This is a genomic window from Candidatus Enterococcus courvalinii (genome assembly GCF_017315945.1).
Lineage (GTDB): Bacteria > Bacillota > Bacilli > Lactobacillales > Enterococcaceae > Enterococcus_B > Enterococcus_B courvalinii.
Genome location: NZ_JAFLWI010000002.1, coordinates 168,674 through 185,258 on the forward strand (window position 1 = coordinate 168,674; position 16,585 = coordinate 185,258).

Below are 16,585 nucleotides of genomic sequence, written 5' to 3' on the forward strand. Positions count from 1 at the left end.
GACAACTCCAAGTTCTTTGCATATTGTCATGAGTTATTGAAACGATTATACTAACAACAGAGTATATAATCAACAGCGTGTTGAAAACATGACGAGGTGAATAAACATGAGCTATATTGAAGTGAAAAATGAGTTTAAACGATATCAAATGGGTGATACAACCATTACAGCTAATAACGACATCAGCTTCTCAGTTGAAGAAGGGGAGCTAGCCGTGATTTTAGGTCCTAGTGGTGCTGGTAAATCAACAGTATTGAATATCTTGGGTGGAATGGACACTCCTGATGAAGGGCAGATTATCATTGATGGGGTGGATATTGCAACTTTCAATAACCGACAATTAACGGAATTTCGGCGGACGGATGTAGGATTTGTTTTTCAATTTTATAATCTAGTTCCTAACTTGACTGCAAAAGAAAATGTGGAATTAGCCACTGCTGTATCCCCGGATGCCTTAGACGTGGAGGAAACTTTACGTCAAGTTGGTCTTGGTGAACGGATGAAGAACTTTCCTGCTCAGCTTTCTGGTGGGGAACAACAACGAGTGGCAATTGCCCGTGCACTAGCAAAAAATCCTAAAATTTTACTCTGCGATGAACCGACAGGAGCGCTGGATTACGAAACGGGAAAACAAGTCTTAACGTTGTTACAAAATGTAGCAAAAAAAGATGGACGAACCGTACTATTGATTACTCACAATTCGGCAATCGCACCAATGGCAGATCGGATCATCCGCATCAATGATGCCAAAGTGCGTTCTGTGGAAATCAACAAGACCCCATTGCCTGTGGCAGAGATTGAGTGGTGAGGGAATAAAAATGAAAAATCTCTATATTCGTAGTACATTTCGCGATATTCGACAAAGTTTAGGCCGATTTATCGCAATCATTTTAATTATCTTCATGGGTGTTTTATTATTTGTAGGAATCAAATCCATTGGACCCAATCTCGAAAAAACTGTCCAAGAATTTGTTACTAGCCACAACGTTTCAGATTTACAAATTCAAGGAACTGCTGGACTGACAAATGAGGATTTGGCTATTGCTGAAAAAGTAGCTGGTGCCAAGGGAGAACTAGGCTATAGTTTTCCTTATGTGGAAGAGCAACAAAATCGTAATTTACAAATTTATTCTTATGCTGAGGATAAAAAGCAAAATAAACTGACATTGCTACAAGGAAGTTATCCAAAAAATAATCAGCAGTTGTTGATAGATGAGAGTTTAAAAGAACAATACCCCATCAACAGTAAAATCACCATTAAAGATAGTCAATTGAAAGGGGAGAAATTTACAGTCACGGGTTATGTTTCTTCCCCCATATATGTTGATAAAAAAGAGCGTGGCGTGACGACTGTGGGAGATGGGACAATAGACGGGTATGCCTACTTGCCTGAAACGGCTTTTGGTAGTGAAACCTATTCTATTTTATATTTACGTTTCTCTGATTTAAAAGAGAAAGATATTATGTCTGATGTCTACAAAGATCAGATGATCGTTAATGAGGAAAAATTACAAAAACTTTTTGATGCGCGCAAAGAGCAACGAAAAACGGAGTTACAAGCGATAGCTAATCAAGAAATCGCCAAAGGAGAACAGGAATTACAAGAAAACCAACAAAAGCTGAGTGATGGGCAGAATGAACTGAACGCAGCGAAAGAACAATTGACCAGTCAACAACAACAGTTGGAACAACAAAAAGCGCAACTTGAGACGGTTTACGGTCCAACTATCGCTAATGAACAGTTGGCGTCAGCGCAAAGTGAGTTGGAAAAAGCGACCACAGTGCTTGCTGAAAAACAAACGGAGCTCATGGAAAACCAACAAACGTTAACGGAAGCGCAAGCGAAGCTTGGACAATCAAAAAAAAATGTCGCAGCCATCAAAACGCCAAATTATCTTCTGACACAGAGAAGTTCAAATCCTGGTTTTACAGAATTTACTAGTCTATCAGATAGAATCGATGCAATTGGGAACGTCTTTCCAGTTTTTTTCTTTTTGATTGGAATATTGATTACATTTACTACCATTACACGTATGGTTGAAGAAGATCGAAAAGAGATTGGTACATTGAAAGCATTGGGCTACCGAAACAGTGAAATCGCTCAAAAATATCTATTGTATGCTTTATTGACAGGGACTGTCGGAACCATTTTTGGAGTTATTGTGGGAACGAAAGGACTGCCACCTGTAGTTTTTACCATGCTGAAGAAAAATTATGTTTTTGAAAACTACCCAACTGATTTTTGGTTTTGGCCGATTTTTATGGCAATACTTGCGGCACTTTTTGCAACTGTTGCGGCCACTATTTATATCTTGGTTAAAGATTTACGGGAAAAACCGATGGCGCTTTTGATGCCTAAAGCGCCAAAACCCGGAAAAAGAATCCTTTTAGAATACATTACACCTTTATGGAGCCGTTTGAGTTTTAACCAAAAAGTGACATACAGAAATCTTTTCCGCTATAAAGCTCGAGCAATTTTGACGATTCTTGGGATAGCAGGCTGTATGGGCTTAATGGTGGCTGGATTCGGGTTACAAGATTCCATTGGTGGGGTGGTTGATGTTCAGTTCAAGCAATTGAATCACTTTCAAGGAATCGTTACGTTAAAAGATGAGGCAGATGTCCAAAAGGCGGATGAAGTGCTGAGCGCTCATGACCAAGTCAAAGGGAGCATGAATGTTTTTGCTGATCAAGTGAAGTTCAAAAAAGAAGGGGTAAGTGATTTAAGTGCATCGTTGTATGCTTTTAAGGATACAGATAGTGCTAAAGATTATTTCACCTTGAAAAAAACAGACAAAAAAACAACTGTAGAGATCACCAAGGATGGAGCAGTTATCACGGAAGGTATAGCGAAAGCATACAATGCTAAGGTCGGAAGTAGTCTGACGATTCAAGATAACGAGGGTAAAAAAATAAAGCTAAAGATTAGTGGAATCGTTGAAAATTACTTAGGTAATACAATTTTTATGGATCAAAATTACTATCAACAAGTCACGGATAAAGACTTCACCGAAAATACTATCTTGTTCAAGAGTCATGAAATGTCTTCTCAAGAAGAAGCGAAATTAGCGAGTCAATTACAAGCTACCAATCAAGTGACAACAACGACTTTTATGAGTACTCAAGCAAGCAAACAAGCTTTTGCTAGTGATAATTTACGTCCAGTCGTTTTGATTTTTATCGTTTTGTCAGGCACGTTAGCCTTTGTCGTTTTGTTTAATCTGACGAATATCAATGTGTCAGAGCGGGAACGAGAATTAGCGACAATCAAAGTTTTAGGTTTCTTTGACGGGGAAGTCACGATGTATATCATTCGGGAAAACGTCATCTTTACTTTAGTGGGAATCTTATTGGGCTGTGGCGTTGGTAAGGTCTTGACATGGTTCATTATTACGATGGCTAGCGCCGATAATATGGCTTTTCCACTTTTGATTCCGGAAATGGGCTATTTAGTTTCGGGCGCTTTGACGCTTGTCTTTTCTGCTATCGTGATGTTCATCACTCATAGAAAGTTAAAAGAAATTGATATGATTAGTGCTTTGAAATCGAATGAATAAAACAAAAAAGTTTTGTATGTCGCTGTTAAGTGACGTACAAAACTTTTTTTAAGTTAGAGTTGAATGTAATGACCTAGTTCGTAAAAAGATTACAAGATTAGCTATAGTCTGATGGCGAGGTAAGAATAGACCTGTGTCTTTTTACATAAACAGGATTGTTCAACAAACCGTTAGTATTATTTACTATCACTTCTGATTTTTCTGGCTTATTTTTGGCCAAATATAAATTTTTTCTAAATGATTTCATAAGCAACTCTAAAGAAAATTCGTTTTTTTACGATTTATTTTGATATTTCTTGAGAAAAAAAGTAATATTTTTATGAAATTAAATATAAGTAAACTTGTTAGGTGAGGCTCCTAAACAAACACAGGCTATTGCGCAGAAACGTCGAAAGACGCCAATGTGTAAAATAGGAATTGTCGGATTAAGGCTTTTCATAAAATAGCTAAGAGTAATTCTTTACGTTGTTTAGTGCTAAAACTCAGACGATGAGATTAATTGTGTGGGACACCAGATTTGTTAGTTTTTTAGCTAACGTTTGGTGTCCTTTTTTTGAGGCTATTTACTGTTTCTCTCCCGTCTTAAACAGGTGCTTAAAAAGGAGAGAGAACATTGTGAGAAAAAGAAAAACGATCGACTGGCTATTATTATTACCATATTTAGGAGTAAGCGTAGTTGGTCTCTTGCTTGTATTTAGCGCAAGTTCGTACAGACTGACAGCTGAGGGTCAGAATGCACTATCGCTGTTTTATAAGCAAGCCGTTTTTATGGGAATGAGTTGGTTTGTGATTGCGGGAATTTATCGGCTAAAAAAGAAAATTTTATTAAAAGGATTCCTTGCCAAAATTGCGCTGGGTTTGGGAGTCGTTAGTTTGATTTTGGTTTATGTCATTGGCGTAAATATCAATGGTGCACAACGATGGGTTTCGTTAGGTGGTATTCAATTTCAGCCTTCTGAAATAACAAACGTTGCATTAATTCTCTATCTAGCGTATTTTTTTCGGGTGGAACGATCGAAGAAGGAAATGTGGGTACCTTACGTCCTCGTTTTATTTAGTGGATTGCTGATTTTATTTCAACCAAAAGTGACAGGAGCAATCATTCTTTGGGGAATCGCACTAGTGATCATTACGACAGCACAGTTGCCTTATCAGTTTTCAATTGCCGTTTTTCTAGCAACAATTGCAGGAGTTGCAGTGGTAGGTGGAACGATCCTTTTTCTAGGTAATCATGATCTTTTACCAAATTTGTTCATGCATACCTATGACCGTATTCAGTTAGTGAGGGATCCATTTTTAGATCCGTATGGAAAAGGATTTCAGATGAGTAACTCCTATTATGCGTTATATAATGGTGGCTTCTTTGGTCGAGGGTTAGGAAATAGTATTACAAAAAAAGGTTATTTACCAGTAGCAGAAACAGATTTTATTTATTCGATTTTAGTAGAAGAATTGGGAATGATCGTGGGACTAATTGTTTTAGCACTTCTTTTTTTAATCATTCTTCGATTATTTATGCTAGCTGCAAAAGAAGCTAGTCAACAAATTAGTCTGATTTATTTTGGTGTCGGGACTTTGTTGCTCTTACAGACGAGTATCAACATTGCAAGTATCTTAGGAATGATTCCGATGACTGGAATTCCACTGCCGTTTATCAGTTATGGAGGAACCAGTTATTTGTTCTTATCGATTGCTTTAGGAATCTGTCTAAAATTCTCCTCGGAGGTAAGTGTAAATGATCAAGCGTTTGAGCAACGAGTTTAATTATTCTCTGTTTTTGCCAATTTTCATTTTTTATTTGATGAGTATAGGGGTGCAAGCGATAGCTGCTGATCTGGATGGGGTTGACGTAAGACGTGTCGTCTTCAAGCAAACGATTTTTTGTCTAGTTTCATTTATCCTGTTAGTTGTGACTAGTAGAATTCCTGTAGCAACTTTACTAAGATACGCACCGGTTTTGTATGTGCTGTCACTTGGCTTGATGGCTCTCTTATATTGGTTTTATGATCCATCAATGTATATTTTGACAAACACAAAACGTTGGCTGCGAATCGGCTCATTTTCTTTCCAGCCTTCTGAGTTGATGAAACTAAGTTTTATTCTTTTTATGGTAAGTCTGACAGTTCGTTTTGAGATGGAATGGTCTCAAAAAAAATTAGCAAGAGATTTGAAAAGCGATTTATGTTATTTAGGAAAAATTATCCTGTACAGTTTGCCCACCTTTTTGTTGATGTTTATGCAACGAGATTTTGGAACAAGTTTAGTTTTTATTGCAATCCTAGGTGCGCTGTTTATTATTGCTGGCGTGCATTGGAAAATTTTGACAATCATTACAGGTATCGGTGCAACGTTAGGTGGTGCATTATTAGTTCTGGTGTTCAGCGAATGGGGGAACAAATTGCTCTATTCCTTACATTTTAAGACCTATCAATTAGACCGTGTTCGCGCATGGATCGATCCATTTCAATATAGTGACACGATTGCGTATCAGCAAGTTCAAAGTCTTTATGCGATTGGTAGCGGTGGGTTATTTGGACGTGGGATTAGCGGAATCTCTGTGTATGTGCCAGTTCGAGAATCAGATATGATCTTTACCGTAGTTGGTGAGGGTTTTGGTTTTATGGGCGCGGCATTCGTTGTTTTTCTCTATTTCTATTTGTTTTATCAAATACTTTCTGCAGCTTTGAGAACCAATAACAAAGCGAATCTTTATCTTGCAGTGGCGTTTGTTTTTGGACTGATGTTTCAAATTTTTGAAAATATTGGTGCAGCAATTGGTATATTGCCACTAACCGGCATTCCGTTACCCTTTTTAAGTCAAGGTGGTACTTCGTTGATTGTGTTAGGAATTGGGTTAGGTGTCACGATGGGATTCAAGAAAAAATAGCTTGTTAGAAACAAAATAAAAGAATAAAAAGTGAGGATACTTTATGCGAAAGAAATTGTTTTTGAACAGCGCTGCCGCGTTGTTCTTACTACTCATAGTTACAGCTGGAGTTATGATGAATGCACCATGGCTTAATCGTGTGGATCAAATTTTTACCCAACATCGATTACCAGATAACGCCTATGTAACTATTTTTGTGGGTGTGGTATCGAAGGTGGCAACGATTGCTCCAATATTACTCATTTTTGGTGCAGTAGCGATTTTCTTACTAAAGACCAATCGGAAATCATTAGCAATTTGGTGTCTGGGAAATCTCCTATTTGTTAGTGGTATTGGCTATGTCTTAAAGCATTTGATCCAACGGACACGCCCCGATCAATTGCAATATCTTGCACGTTCTTCCTACAGTTTTCCGAGTGGTCATTCTGTGTTGATCATGACATTTATTTGTTCCATGATTGTGATTTATGCTTTCAGCAATCAAAAGATTTTTTTACTGATTAAACTGGGTTTCTTTTTCTTACTAGTTGTGATTGCTGGTGGTCGCATTTATTTGGGGGTCCATTATTTCAGTGATGTTTTTACTGGATTGTTGCTTGGGTACGGGACGACTTTTGGAACAGCTGGTCTTTTTTATCCATACTTGCGAAAAGAAACATTAACTACTCGGCAAACTAGAAAAGGTCGTTTTTCAACGTGGCAAAAAGTTTTACTAAGTCTGGTTACTGTTCTAGTTATCATTATTTCTGGTTTGAGTGTTTTTGCTTTGCGCTTTTATCACAGTAGTCAAAAGATGGCTGACTCAATGTATTCACCTGTTGAACGAAAGGGAAATACGAAGGCGCCGGAAGCTTCAGAGCCAATGAGTATTTTACTATTGGGAATTGCGAATGATTCAAAAAGAAAAACTGACTACAGAGCAAATACAATTATGGTGGCAACTTTGAATAATCAGACGAAGAAAACGACTTTAGTCAGTATTCCACGAGATTCGTTTGTAGAAATCGTTGGAGCAGATTACGAGGATAAAATTAATCACGCACATTCGATTGGTGGACCAGAAATGATTATGAATACTGTTGAAAAGTTTTTAGATATCCCAATTCATCATTATGTGTCGGTCAATATGGATGGGTTGCAGACACTGGTAGACGCAGTAGGTGGAGTCACTGTAGATAATGATTTTGCTTTTTCGGCTGAAGGAATTGATTTTCCAAAAGGGAAGCAACATTTGGATGGCTGGGAAGCATTACAATATTCGCGAATGCGTTATGAAGATCCTAAAGGTGATTATGGTCGTCAAGGTAGACAACGAGAAGTGATGGAATTGTTGATAGACAAAATGTTATCAACGAAAAGCGTTTTTAGTTATCAGAAAATTATGGACGGTATTGGAGAGAATGGGAAGACGGATCTGACCTTTGATCAAATGCAAAAAATCTTAACAGGTTACTATTCTTGCTTAACAACCATTGAAAGTGAACAAATGCAAGGTGAGGGATTTACGGGAGATGGAATTACTGGGCAAGATGGAATATCTTACCAAAGAATACCAGAAGAAGAAGTCCAAAGAGTGAAAGATTTATTGCATAAACAATTAAACTTGTGAAGAAGAAATTTTACCTAGTCAGAAGATAAACTTAAAGCTCGCGGTTAGTTTATGACAAATAACAAAGTGAATTGTTAAAACTTATTCACGTATAAACAGCATAAAGACCTCTCCGTTTTAGGGGGAGGTCTTTATGCTTATATGATTGATAGGAGAAATCTGGATTCCGCTCTCAATGCTTAAAAATATAACCCTAAATAAGTTTCAATCAATAAATCTGCTTGAAGCATCAGGGCAGAACGAGAGGTAATATCATAATTTTCATAAATATTTGTTGGCATGGAAGAGCTCAGCGTAACATCCGTTAGCTTAGCTAGTGTACTATTGCCGTTATTCGTAATAGAAAAGAGATCAACTGATTCAACGTAGTTCATTTTTTTTACGGCTTGGATAATCGTTTTTGTTTCACCGCTCATCGATAAAAAGAGAACAATATCATCTTTTTTGGTAAAGGTTGGCATCAATTCAATAAGATGTGATTCATACGTATAAAGTGTGGACTTATTTAGTTGCAAAAATCGCTTGGCGACGTACTCTGCAATCGGCTTTGTTATGCCAACACCGGCAACATAGAGTGTGGAAGCGCCGTGAATTTTTTGCGCAATGTACGTTAATTTATCTAAATCAGTGCCGGTTATCACCGCATCTAAATAAGATCGATATCGTTCAGCCAGATCCTTTTGCGGAACAATTTGTGTGTCGCTGACAATTCTTTCTACTAAATATTTAAAATTTGAAAAACCATCTAGCCCAAGTTTTTTGGTCATTCGAATAATCGTGGTATTTGATGTGTTTAATTCCCCGGCAATTTCAGCTAAAGTAAGTTTTTTTACTAGGTTAGGATGTTCGTCCAAATAATAAAAAACATATTTCTCAGTTTCAGAAAGATTTCCAATATCAGTTACAAAGTAATTTTCAATGGCCCCCATTTGTATCTCCCCCTTGGCGTATAATTATACGCTTTCTGAACTTTTTTTAATATGGTTTTATGATATAACTGTGTTTGTAATAAATGAAAGGGCTTTTAATTATTTGTTGAGGTGGATTTATGATAACAGAAAAAGTAGCAAAACATCTAGAAAAAATATACACAAGTAAGCAAGAACTCGATCAAGCAAAACAACTATTTACCGATTTACTAGAGAAATACGCAACGAAAGAATTTGCCAGAAATCCAGCAATCGATCAATCAAATGCGTATCTAATCACTTATGGTGACAGTTTTCAAAATGATCGCGAAAAAGGACTCAAAGTGTTAGCTGAGGTAGTCCAAACATATCTCGATGACAGCATCACAGATATTCATTTACTACCTATGTTTCCGTTTACCTCGGATGATGGTTTTTCTGTGACTGACTATTTAACCATTAATCCAGCATTGGGTAATTGGGAGGATATCAAAAAGTTAGCACTGAGAAAACGTTTGATGTATGACTTTGTTGCTAACCACATGTCAGCTAAGAGCGAATGGTTCAGAAAATTTTTAAACAATGACAGAGGTTTTGAAAAAAGTTTTGTTGAATATCAGAAAGCATTTGATACCACAAAGGTTACTAGACCAAGAACTTCTCCGTTGTTTCATGAGTATTCAAATGATAGAGGAGAAAAGAAGAAAGTTTGGACCACATTTAGTGATGACCAAGTAGATGTCAATCCAAAAGATCCAATCATGTTAGCACGTTTGTCCGAAGTGTTGCTTGAATATACATTTCGTGGCGCATCGTCTATTCGTTTAGATGCTATTGGTTTCTTATGGAAAGATTCTGGAACGACCTGTATGCATTTACCCAATACGCATGAAATTGTGAAAATGTGGCGAACACTGCTAGATCATTTTTCACCAAATACACAAATCATTACTGAAACAAATGTCCCACACAAGGAAAACATTTCGTATCTTGGTAATGGCCACGATGAAGCGAATCAAGTGTACCAATTTCCACTGCCACCGTTAGTTCTGTTTTCTTTTATTCAAGGGAATACGAAAAAGTTAGCTGAGTGGGCAAGCACTATTCATGCTCTTTCAGATGAAGCAACGTTCTTTAATTTCTTGGCTTCACATGATGGAATTGGGATGCGACCAGTGGAAGGAATCTTAGATGATGACGAGCGGGAAACAATCGTTGAACGAGTGTTGAACAATCAAGGAAAAGTTTCATATAAGAGTAATCCTGATGGGTCACAAACCGTTTATGAATTGAATATCAATTATGGGGATGCGTTACGCTCATCCGAAGACACAGATCAGCTTGCAGCTAAAAAGGTGATTGCCGCGCACAATGTTTTGCTTTCATTTGTGGGTGTCCCAGCGATTTATTATCATTCGATCTTTGGTTCACGTGGAGATTTACAAGGTGCTGAAGAATCAGGTATTAATCGACGAATCAATCGAGAAAAATTGACATTGAACGATTAGCTAGTGAATTAGACTCAGACCCTTATCGCAAAACCGTTTATGAAGGAATCACAGGACTGCTAAAAGAGCGCCAGAACTATGAGGAGTTTTCTCCGTATGGGGAACAAGAAGTACTGCATTTAGATGAGCAAGTGTTTGCACTCAAACGAACGGCTAAAGATGGATCTGAAATTATTTCTTTAACCAATGTAGCTTGCACCGAAAAAACAATCGAAGGTCTAAATGGAGTGAACCTTCTAACTCAGACAGAAGTGAAAAACAATCTTCGATTAGAACCATATGGTATTGCTTGGATCAAAGTTGGTGAGCAAAAGTGAAAGTTCTCGTAGCAATCGATAGCTTTAAGGGAAGTGCTCGTTCGGTTGAATTGAATCGTGCTGTTGCTAAAAAGTTGAATCAACTTGATTTTGTGGAAAGTACAGCAGAAATTGCGATTGCAGATGGTGGCGAAGGTACATTAACAAGTGTTCAAAATTCTCTGAATGGAACAGTTCTGGAAATACCAACGATTGATTTAATGGGGAATCCAATCAATGCTAAAGTGCTTAGCTTTAGAGCAGATGGGAAACGACAAGCATTAATTGAGTCGGCTGATACGATGGGTTTGGATTTGATTAAGCCAAATGCGGAAACAGTGAGAACCGCTTCGTCAAAAGGTCTGGGATTACTGATTAAAGAAATAGAACGACGTGGTTTTGAAAAAGTGATTATCACACTGGGAGGCTCGGGCGTTACTGATGGAGGCTTAGGGCTACTGAAAGAATACGGTGCAGCATTTGTTGACGCACAACAAAATAATTTAGAAGAAGGAAACTTATTACTAGATGCCAGAGAAATAGAACTTTCAACAATCAAATTTCCTGAGATACCAATTGTTGTGGCAAATGATGTAACCAATCCATATTTTGGAGAACACGGTGCATTTCAAGTGTTTTCGCAACAAAAAGGCGCAACAGTTGAACAAATACAGCAATTGGATGCCAACGCGAAGAACTTGAGTCAAGTGATTTTCAAAGAATTAAAAATTGACTTAGCGACTACGGAAGGTGCGGGAGCTGCTGGTGGGCTGGGAGGCGCGTTGGCTATTCTTGGTGCTAAAATGGAACCGGGATTCAAATTGATTACAGAGCTGATCAACTTTGAAGAAAGGCTAAAAACAGTTGATGTGGTAGTGACCGGCGAAGGGAGTATCGATCAACAGAGTCTGTTTGGTAAAGTACCTTTTGCTATCGCAGAGTTAGCAGCAAGGTACCAGAAGCCAGTGATTGCCATTTGTGGCAAAAAAAGTATAACTAATCATGAATCTTCTCCATTTTCTGGAATTTTTTCGATTCAAACAAGACCAATTTCTTTGACGGATGCAATGGAGAAAGAAACAACCTTGACGAATGCTGCTGAATTGGTATCTTCAATTTTTATTACTGCTTTTCAACTATCAAAAAATGGGGGAATAGAACATGGATCTAAGTAGTATCACAAATGAATCATTGATTTTTATTCATCAAAGTTGGCAAACACAAGCGGAAGTCTTCGATCACTTGATTGATGCTTTCGTTAGTAATGGCATCGTTATCGATAAGGAAGCATTCTTAGCAGCTGTTCGCGAAAGAGAGACGATTTCTGAAACTGGAATGGAGAATGGTTTTGCTATTCCACACGGTAAATCAACAACTGTTTCAAAGGCTGCAGTCGCTATTGCTACTTTAGACAAAGCGATGCCGGCAGGAGCTTGGCCATCAATTGACCCAACAAATCAAGTCGAACTTGTTTTCTTGTTAGCCATTCCAGATGCTGAAAAGGGACAAACTCACTTGAAAATTTTATCTGAGCTAAGCGTGAAACTGATGGATTCAGTCTTAGTTGACCAACTAAAAAAAGCAAGAACAAAAGCAGAAATATTGCAATTATTATCGGATCAAAAAAGTGAAGTGGAGGAAGTAGCCCCAATGACAGCGAAAAACATCTTAGCTGTAACAGCGTGTGCCACGGGTATTGCTCATACTTACATGGCAGCTGAAGCATTACAAAAAGCGGCTAAAGAAAAAGGAATCAATATTCATGTAGAAAAGCAAGGCGCAAACGGTATTGAAGATGGCATTACACCAGAGATGATTCAAACCGCTGATGGAGTGATTTTCGCGACGGATATTGCACCAAAAGGAAAAGAACGATTTAAGGGTCTTCCTTATATTCAAACAAAAGTTGCCGAACCATTGAAACACGGACCTGCGATGATTGATCGATTGATTACTGCACCCGATGGCAGGTTCAAAGCAGCGGATGATCTAACTAGCAGTGCTACTAGTTATGGACCAAAAAAAGCTTCCGTCATGAGTACATTGATGCAAGCAGTTATGACCGGTATTTCATACATGATTCCAATCTTAGTTGCGGCAGGTGTCATGATTGGTATTTCGCAAATTGGTGCTAGTTTCTTCGGATTAAGTAAAGAAATCGGTAACGCTGAAATGGCTACAAATGCAAATCAAATCATTGTCTTACTGCATTATATTGGACTTACGGGGAACATGACGATGCGCTTTATGTACCCAATTTTCACAGCGTTTATGGCATATTCAATTGCTGACCGCCCGGCATTAGCTTCCGGTTTTATTGGGGGTGCATTTGCTGCGGGCTTACATCAAACTTTATGGGGGGTAGAAGGTGGTATTCCTTCCGGTTTCTTTGGTGCATTGATCTTAGGAGCAGTCTCCGGTTATGTTTGCAAATTCTTGAATGAACACGTGAAATTACACAAAAATTTACAAGCCATGAAGCCTATGTTGATTATTCCTGGTCTATCTATTTTGGCAGTTTTCTTTGTTAATTATTTCTTGGTGGATCCAGTATTTGGTGGATTAAATGGTTGGTTACAACAGATGGTTATGCAATATCAAGATTCTGGTAAAGTGGTGCTTTCAACAATCATTGCTTGTTTAACAGCGTTTGACTTGGGTGGACCAGTAAATAAAGCCGCTGGTGCAGTGGCAATCGGAATGGCAGCTGATCAAATTTTTCCGTTGACGCCTAGAGTATTAGCAATCGTAATTCCACCAATCGGTATTGGTCTAGCCACTATTTTGGATAAATATATCGTTGGTCGTCGTGTATTTGATGATAATTTACGCGTAACAGGTCGCACATCCTTAGTTCTTGGCTTCTTAGCAATTGGTGAAGGTGCAATTCCATTTGCTTTGCAAAATCCATTGATCACGATTCCTATCAATATGATTGGTGCATCGATTGGTGCAGTTTTAGCTGTTGTTTTAGGAGCAGTTCAGTGGTACCCACTTCCTGCAGTTTGGGGTTGGCCACTGGTTGAAAATTTTTGGGCATATGCTGTCGGTTTAATCGCCGGTGTTCTGTTCATCGCCTTAGGAAATATCTTTATCCGATTTTACTTGATTAAGAAAAAAGAAGCGAAAGAAGCTTAAAAGTAGGGGAAACTAATGACAAAAACAGTATTCGTAGTGGCACATTCACATTGGGATCATGAGTGGTATTTTACACAAGAAGATTCTGATATTATTTTAGTAGAAAATCTCGATTATTTAATTGATACTTTAGAAAATGATTCTGCATTCACTTGTTATTCTTTTGATGGACAGTTTTCTATTGTTGAGAAATATTTGAAAATCCGTCCAGAAAATAAAGAGCGCTTGTTAGCGCTTGTGGAAAACAAACGACTTTTCATTGGACCTTGGTATACTCAAGCAGATGCGTTGCTTGGGATGACTGAATCCGTTGTTCGTAATTTATTGTATGGAGTGAAATATGCAGAAAGCTTTGGTCATTCCATGAATATTGGGTATGCACCAGACATTTTTGGACAACATGCTTATTTACCATCCATTTACTCTCGTTTTGGCCTGGACTATTCTATTTTCCAACGAGGTGTTTATAATGAACAAGTTGCAAAGAACTTGAACTTTTTGTGGGAAGCGCCTAATAAAGAGACAATTAAAACAAATAATATTTTTTATGGCTATGGCCCAGGAAAATTTTTAACAACGGAAGAAAACTATGTTAATCAACGTTTGTTACCTATTTTGGATGAATTAGCGAAGAAAAATCAGAGTACCGATGCAATCTTGTTACCTGCTGGCGGTGACCAAGTCATTATCAATAAAGATTTTCCTGAGACCGTGAAACAATTAAATGAATTGGATTCAGCTTATGAATTCCTGCTCAGTGATTATGAAACATTTATGGCCTCTGCTTGGGATGAAAACAATTTCCCTGATACGATTTCTGGGGAACTACTCGCTTGTCAAAAATCACGTATCCATAATACATGTCGTTCAGAGCGGTATGATATTAAACGTTTGAATTTTGAAGTTGAGGAATTGCTGATTCATGAACTAGAACCATTATGTTTGATTGGTCAACGGCACGGAATCAAGTTTCCACAAAACTGGTTGGATCAAATTTGGAAAAAAATTTTTGATAGTCAAGCACACAATGGTATTGGTGCATCAAATTCGGATGATGCGAATCATGATATCGTTGTTCGCTTAACCAGTGCATTACGCCAAGTAAAAGACTTGATTAATTTAGTAAAACGTCAATTGGTAGGAGCTATCAGTAGTCAATTAGAAACAGAAGATGTTGTAACGTTATTTAACACAGATATTAAAACACAAACTTTTACAAGCGAGTTGGTCCTGTTTAGTTCAAAACCGACTTTTGGTCTAAGAACAGTGACGGGAGAAGCAATTGAATATGTAGTCAAAGAACAAATCAGTCTCGATGGAGGTAAAAGAATCATTGTGACGTCAAAAGGGGAGAAAGAAGAAGAAGTCCCTCCTTATTATCGCTCAACTATTTTGTTGAAGGACGTTTCAGTTCCTGCGATGGGATACACTACTCTCCTAATTGAGGACCAATCAGGAGTAACAATCGGTTCAACGGAAAAAGCAGCTACAACTTCCATTGAAAACGAGATATTCAAATTTAGTTTTGCTGATCGGCTAGTGATCGAACATTTACAAACGGGAGAAAGAATAGAAGACCCATTCCATTTTGATGATACTGCGGATGCAGGAGATTCTTTTGATTACTCACCGTTAAAAAGTGGTGATGAAGCAATCGTCATTAGTGACTATGAGAGAGGTACTGTAACCAAGAATGACTTGTGTCAATCTGTGGAGCTAACGCATACCGTTAAGTTGCCAGCCAAATTAACTGGTGAAAAACGATCAACGGAAAGAGTAGAGTTTGTTATTCAAACGAAAGTCTCACTTTACACCGGTGAAAACTTTATCCGAATCACACACCAAATGAATAATCAAGTATTGGATCATCGTGTCCGTGTTAATTGGAGAACAGGTGTTACAAATTTAGCAAAACACCATGCAGATCAAGGATATTCAGCGTTAGAACGTTTGAGTACTAATCCATATGAAGAAAATTGGCGTGAATTAGGATTCGTTGAAAAGCCAATGCCAATCTATCCATTAGAAAGTTTTGTTGCGTTATCTGATGAAAAGGCGCATTTTACTTTCCACACAGGGATGATGAAAGAGTATCAAGTAGAACCTGAAAATGAACAATTATCAGTCACTTTATTCCGTAGCAACGGATTGTTAGGTCGAGATGATCTTGCATGGCGTCCAGGACGTGCTTCTGGAATTAATAATATGGTGGTTGAAACACCAGACGGACAGATGCAGACGGAAATGTCATTTGACTATTTTGTAAGCTTTGGTGAAGGACATTTTGATCCAGCTGAAGCCTATAACATTTCGAAAAAATTATTCACAACGCAAGATTTTTATCAAGCACAAAACTTGAATTCTTATTTGAATCGGATCGATCGTTTTAATATTCCACCGCTAACTAACATTGTTCCTAGCGAAGATTCATTGCTGAAATTAGAAAATAAACAATTGTTTATGAGTACTGCTAAAAAAGAGTGGGCAGGGGATGGGATGATCATTCGCTTGTTCAACCCAAATGAGACAGACGAATCCATCAAATTAATGAACTTGGACCGATTTGATTCAGTTAAAGTTGTCGATTTAGCAGAAAATGTGTTAAATGATTTCGTTCAAGGACAAACTTTAGGATCAAAAGATTTTCTAACACTTTGTCTAAAATAAGTAAGGGAGTTAAGG

At 37.9% G+C, this 16,585-nt stretch carries 11 protein-coding genes and 1 riboswitch; of the genes, 10 read left to right on the forward strand and 1 reads right to left on the reverse strand.

Annotated features, from left to right (window positions below; translation table 11 throughout):
* Window positions 1-106: 106 nt before the first annotated feature.
* The 5 genes from JZO71_RS01645 (at window position 107) to JZO71_RS01665 (ending at window position 8,053) form a co-directional block, all read left to right on the forward strand.
* On the forward strand, window positions 107-808 hold the full coding sequence (locus tag JZO71_RS01645; RefSeq protein WP_206897860.1) for an ABC transporter ATP-binding protein: 702 nt from the start codon (window positions 107-109) through the stop codon (window positions 806-808).
* Window positions 809-818: 10 nt separating this feature from the next.
* Window positions 819-3,557, forward strand: coding sequence for an FtsX-like permease family protein (locus JZO71_RS01650; RefSeq protein ID WP_206897862.1), 2,739 nt, complete (start codon window positions 819-821; stop codon window positions 3,555-3,557).
* Window positions 3,558-3,890: 333 nt separating this feature from the next.
* Window positions 3,891-4,058: riboswitch (M-box (ykoK) riboswitch) on the forward strand.
* Window positions 4,059-4,172: 114 nt separating this feature from the next.
* Window positions 4,173-5,321: an FtsW/RodA/SpoVE family cell cycle protein gene (locus JZO71_RS01655; RefSeq protein WP_347401322.1), complete on the forward strand. Its 1,149-nt coding sequence runs from the start codon at window positions 4,173-4,175 to the stop codon at window positions 5,319-5,321.
* Complete coding sequence (locus tag JZO71_RS01660) at window positions 5,293-6,444, forward strand: FtsW/RodA/SpoVE family cell cycle protein (protein ID WP_206897864.1); 1,152 nt, start codon at window positions 5,293-5,295, stop codon at window positions 6,442-6,444. The genes JZO71_RS01655 and JZO71_RS01660 overlap by 29 nt, the downstream gene beginning before the upstream one ends.
* A 43-nt stretch (window positions 6,445-6,487) precedes the next feature.
* Window positions 6,488-8,053, forward strand: a complete 1,566-nt coding sequence (locus JZO71_RS01665) for a phosphatase PAP2/LCP family protein (RefSeq protein ID WP_206897865.1) — start codon at window positions 6,488-6,490, stop codon at window positions 8,051-8,053.
* Window positions 8,054-8,232: 179 nt separating this feature from the next.
* Here JZO71_RS01665 and JZO71_RS01670 read toward each other — a convergent pair whose 3' ends face one another.
* Window positions 8,233-8,982: a MurR/RpiR family transcriptional regulator gene (locus tag JZO71_RS01670; protein ID WP_206897866.1), complete on the reverse strand. Its 750-nt coding sequence runs from the start codon at window positions 8,980-8,982 to the stop codon at window positions 8,233-8,235.
* 119 nt (window positions 8,983-9,101) lie between these two features.
* On the opposite strand from JZO71_RS01670, the gene JZO71_RS01675 reads away from it, so the two are divergent.
* The 5 genes from JZO71_RS01675 (at window position 9,102) to JZO71_RS01690 (ending at window position 16,570) form a co-directional block, all read left to right on the forward strand.
* Window positions 9,102-10,469 (forward strand): alpha-amylase family glycosyl hydrolase, encoded by a 1,368-nt coding sequence (locus tag JZO71_RS01675; protein WP_242590340.1) that lies wholly within the window; start codon window positions 9,102-9,104, stop codon window positions 10,467-10,469.
* 131 nt (window positions 10,470-10,600) lie between these two features.
* Window positions 10,601-10,786, forward strand: coding sequence for a hypothetical protein (locus JZO71_RS12420; RefSeq protein WP_242590341.1), 186 nt, complete (start codon window positions 10,601-10,603; stop codon window positions 10,784-10,786).
* A complete protein-coding gene (locus JZO71_RS01680; RefSeq protein WP_206897867.1) occupies window positions 10,783-11,940 on the forward strand; it encodes a glycerate kinase in 1,158 nt (385 codons plus the stop codon). Before JZO71_RS12420 ends, JZO71_RS01680 begins: the two co-directional genes overlap by 4 nt.
* Window positions 11,927-13,903 carry a fructose-specific PTS transporter subunit EIIC gene (locus JZO71_RS01685; RefSeq protein ID WP_206897868.1) on the forward strand — a complete coding sequence of 659 codons (1,977 nt, stop codon included), beginning with the start codon at window positions 11,927-11,929 and terminating at the stop codon, window positions 13,901-13,903. Before JZO71_RS01680 ends, JZO71_RS01685 begins: the two co-directional genes overlap by 14 nt.
* 15 nt (window positions 13,904-13,918) lie before the next feature.
* On the forward strand, window positions 13,919-16,570 hold the full coding sequence (locus JZO71_RS01690; RefSeq protein WP_206897869.1) for a glycoside hydrolase family 38 N-terminal domain-containing protein: 2,652 nt from the start codon (window positions 13,919-13,921) through the stop codon (window positions 16,568-16,570).
* Window positions 16,571-16,585 lie beyond the last annotated feature (15 nt).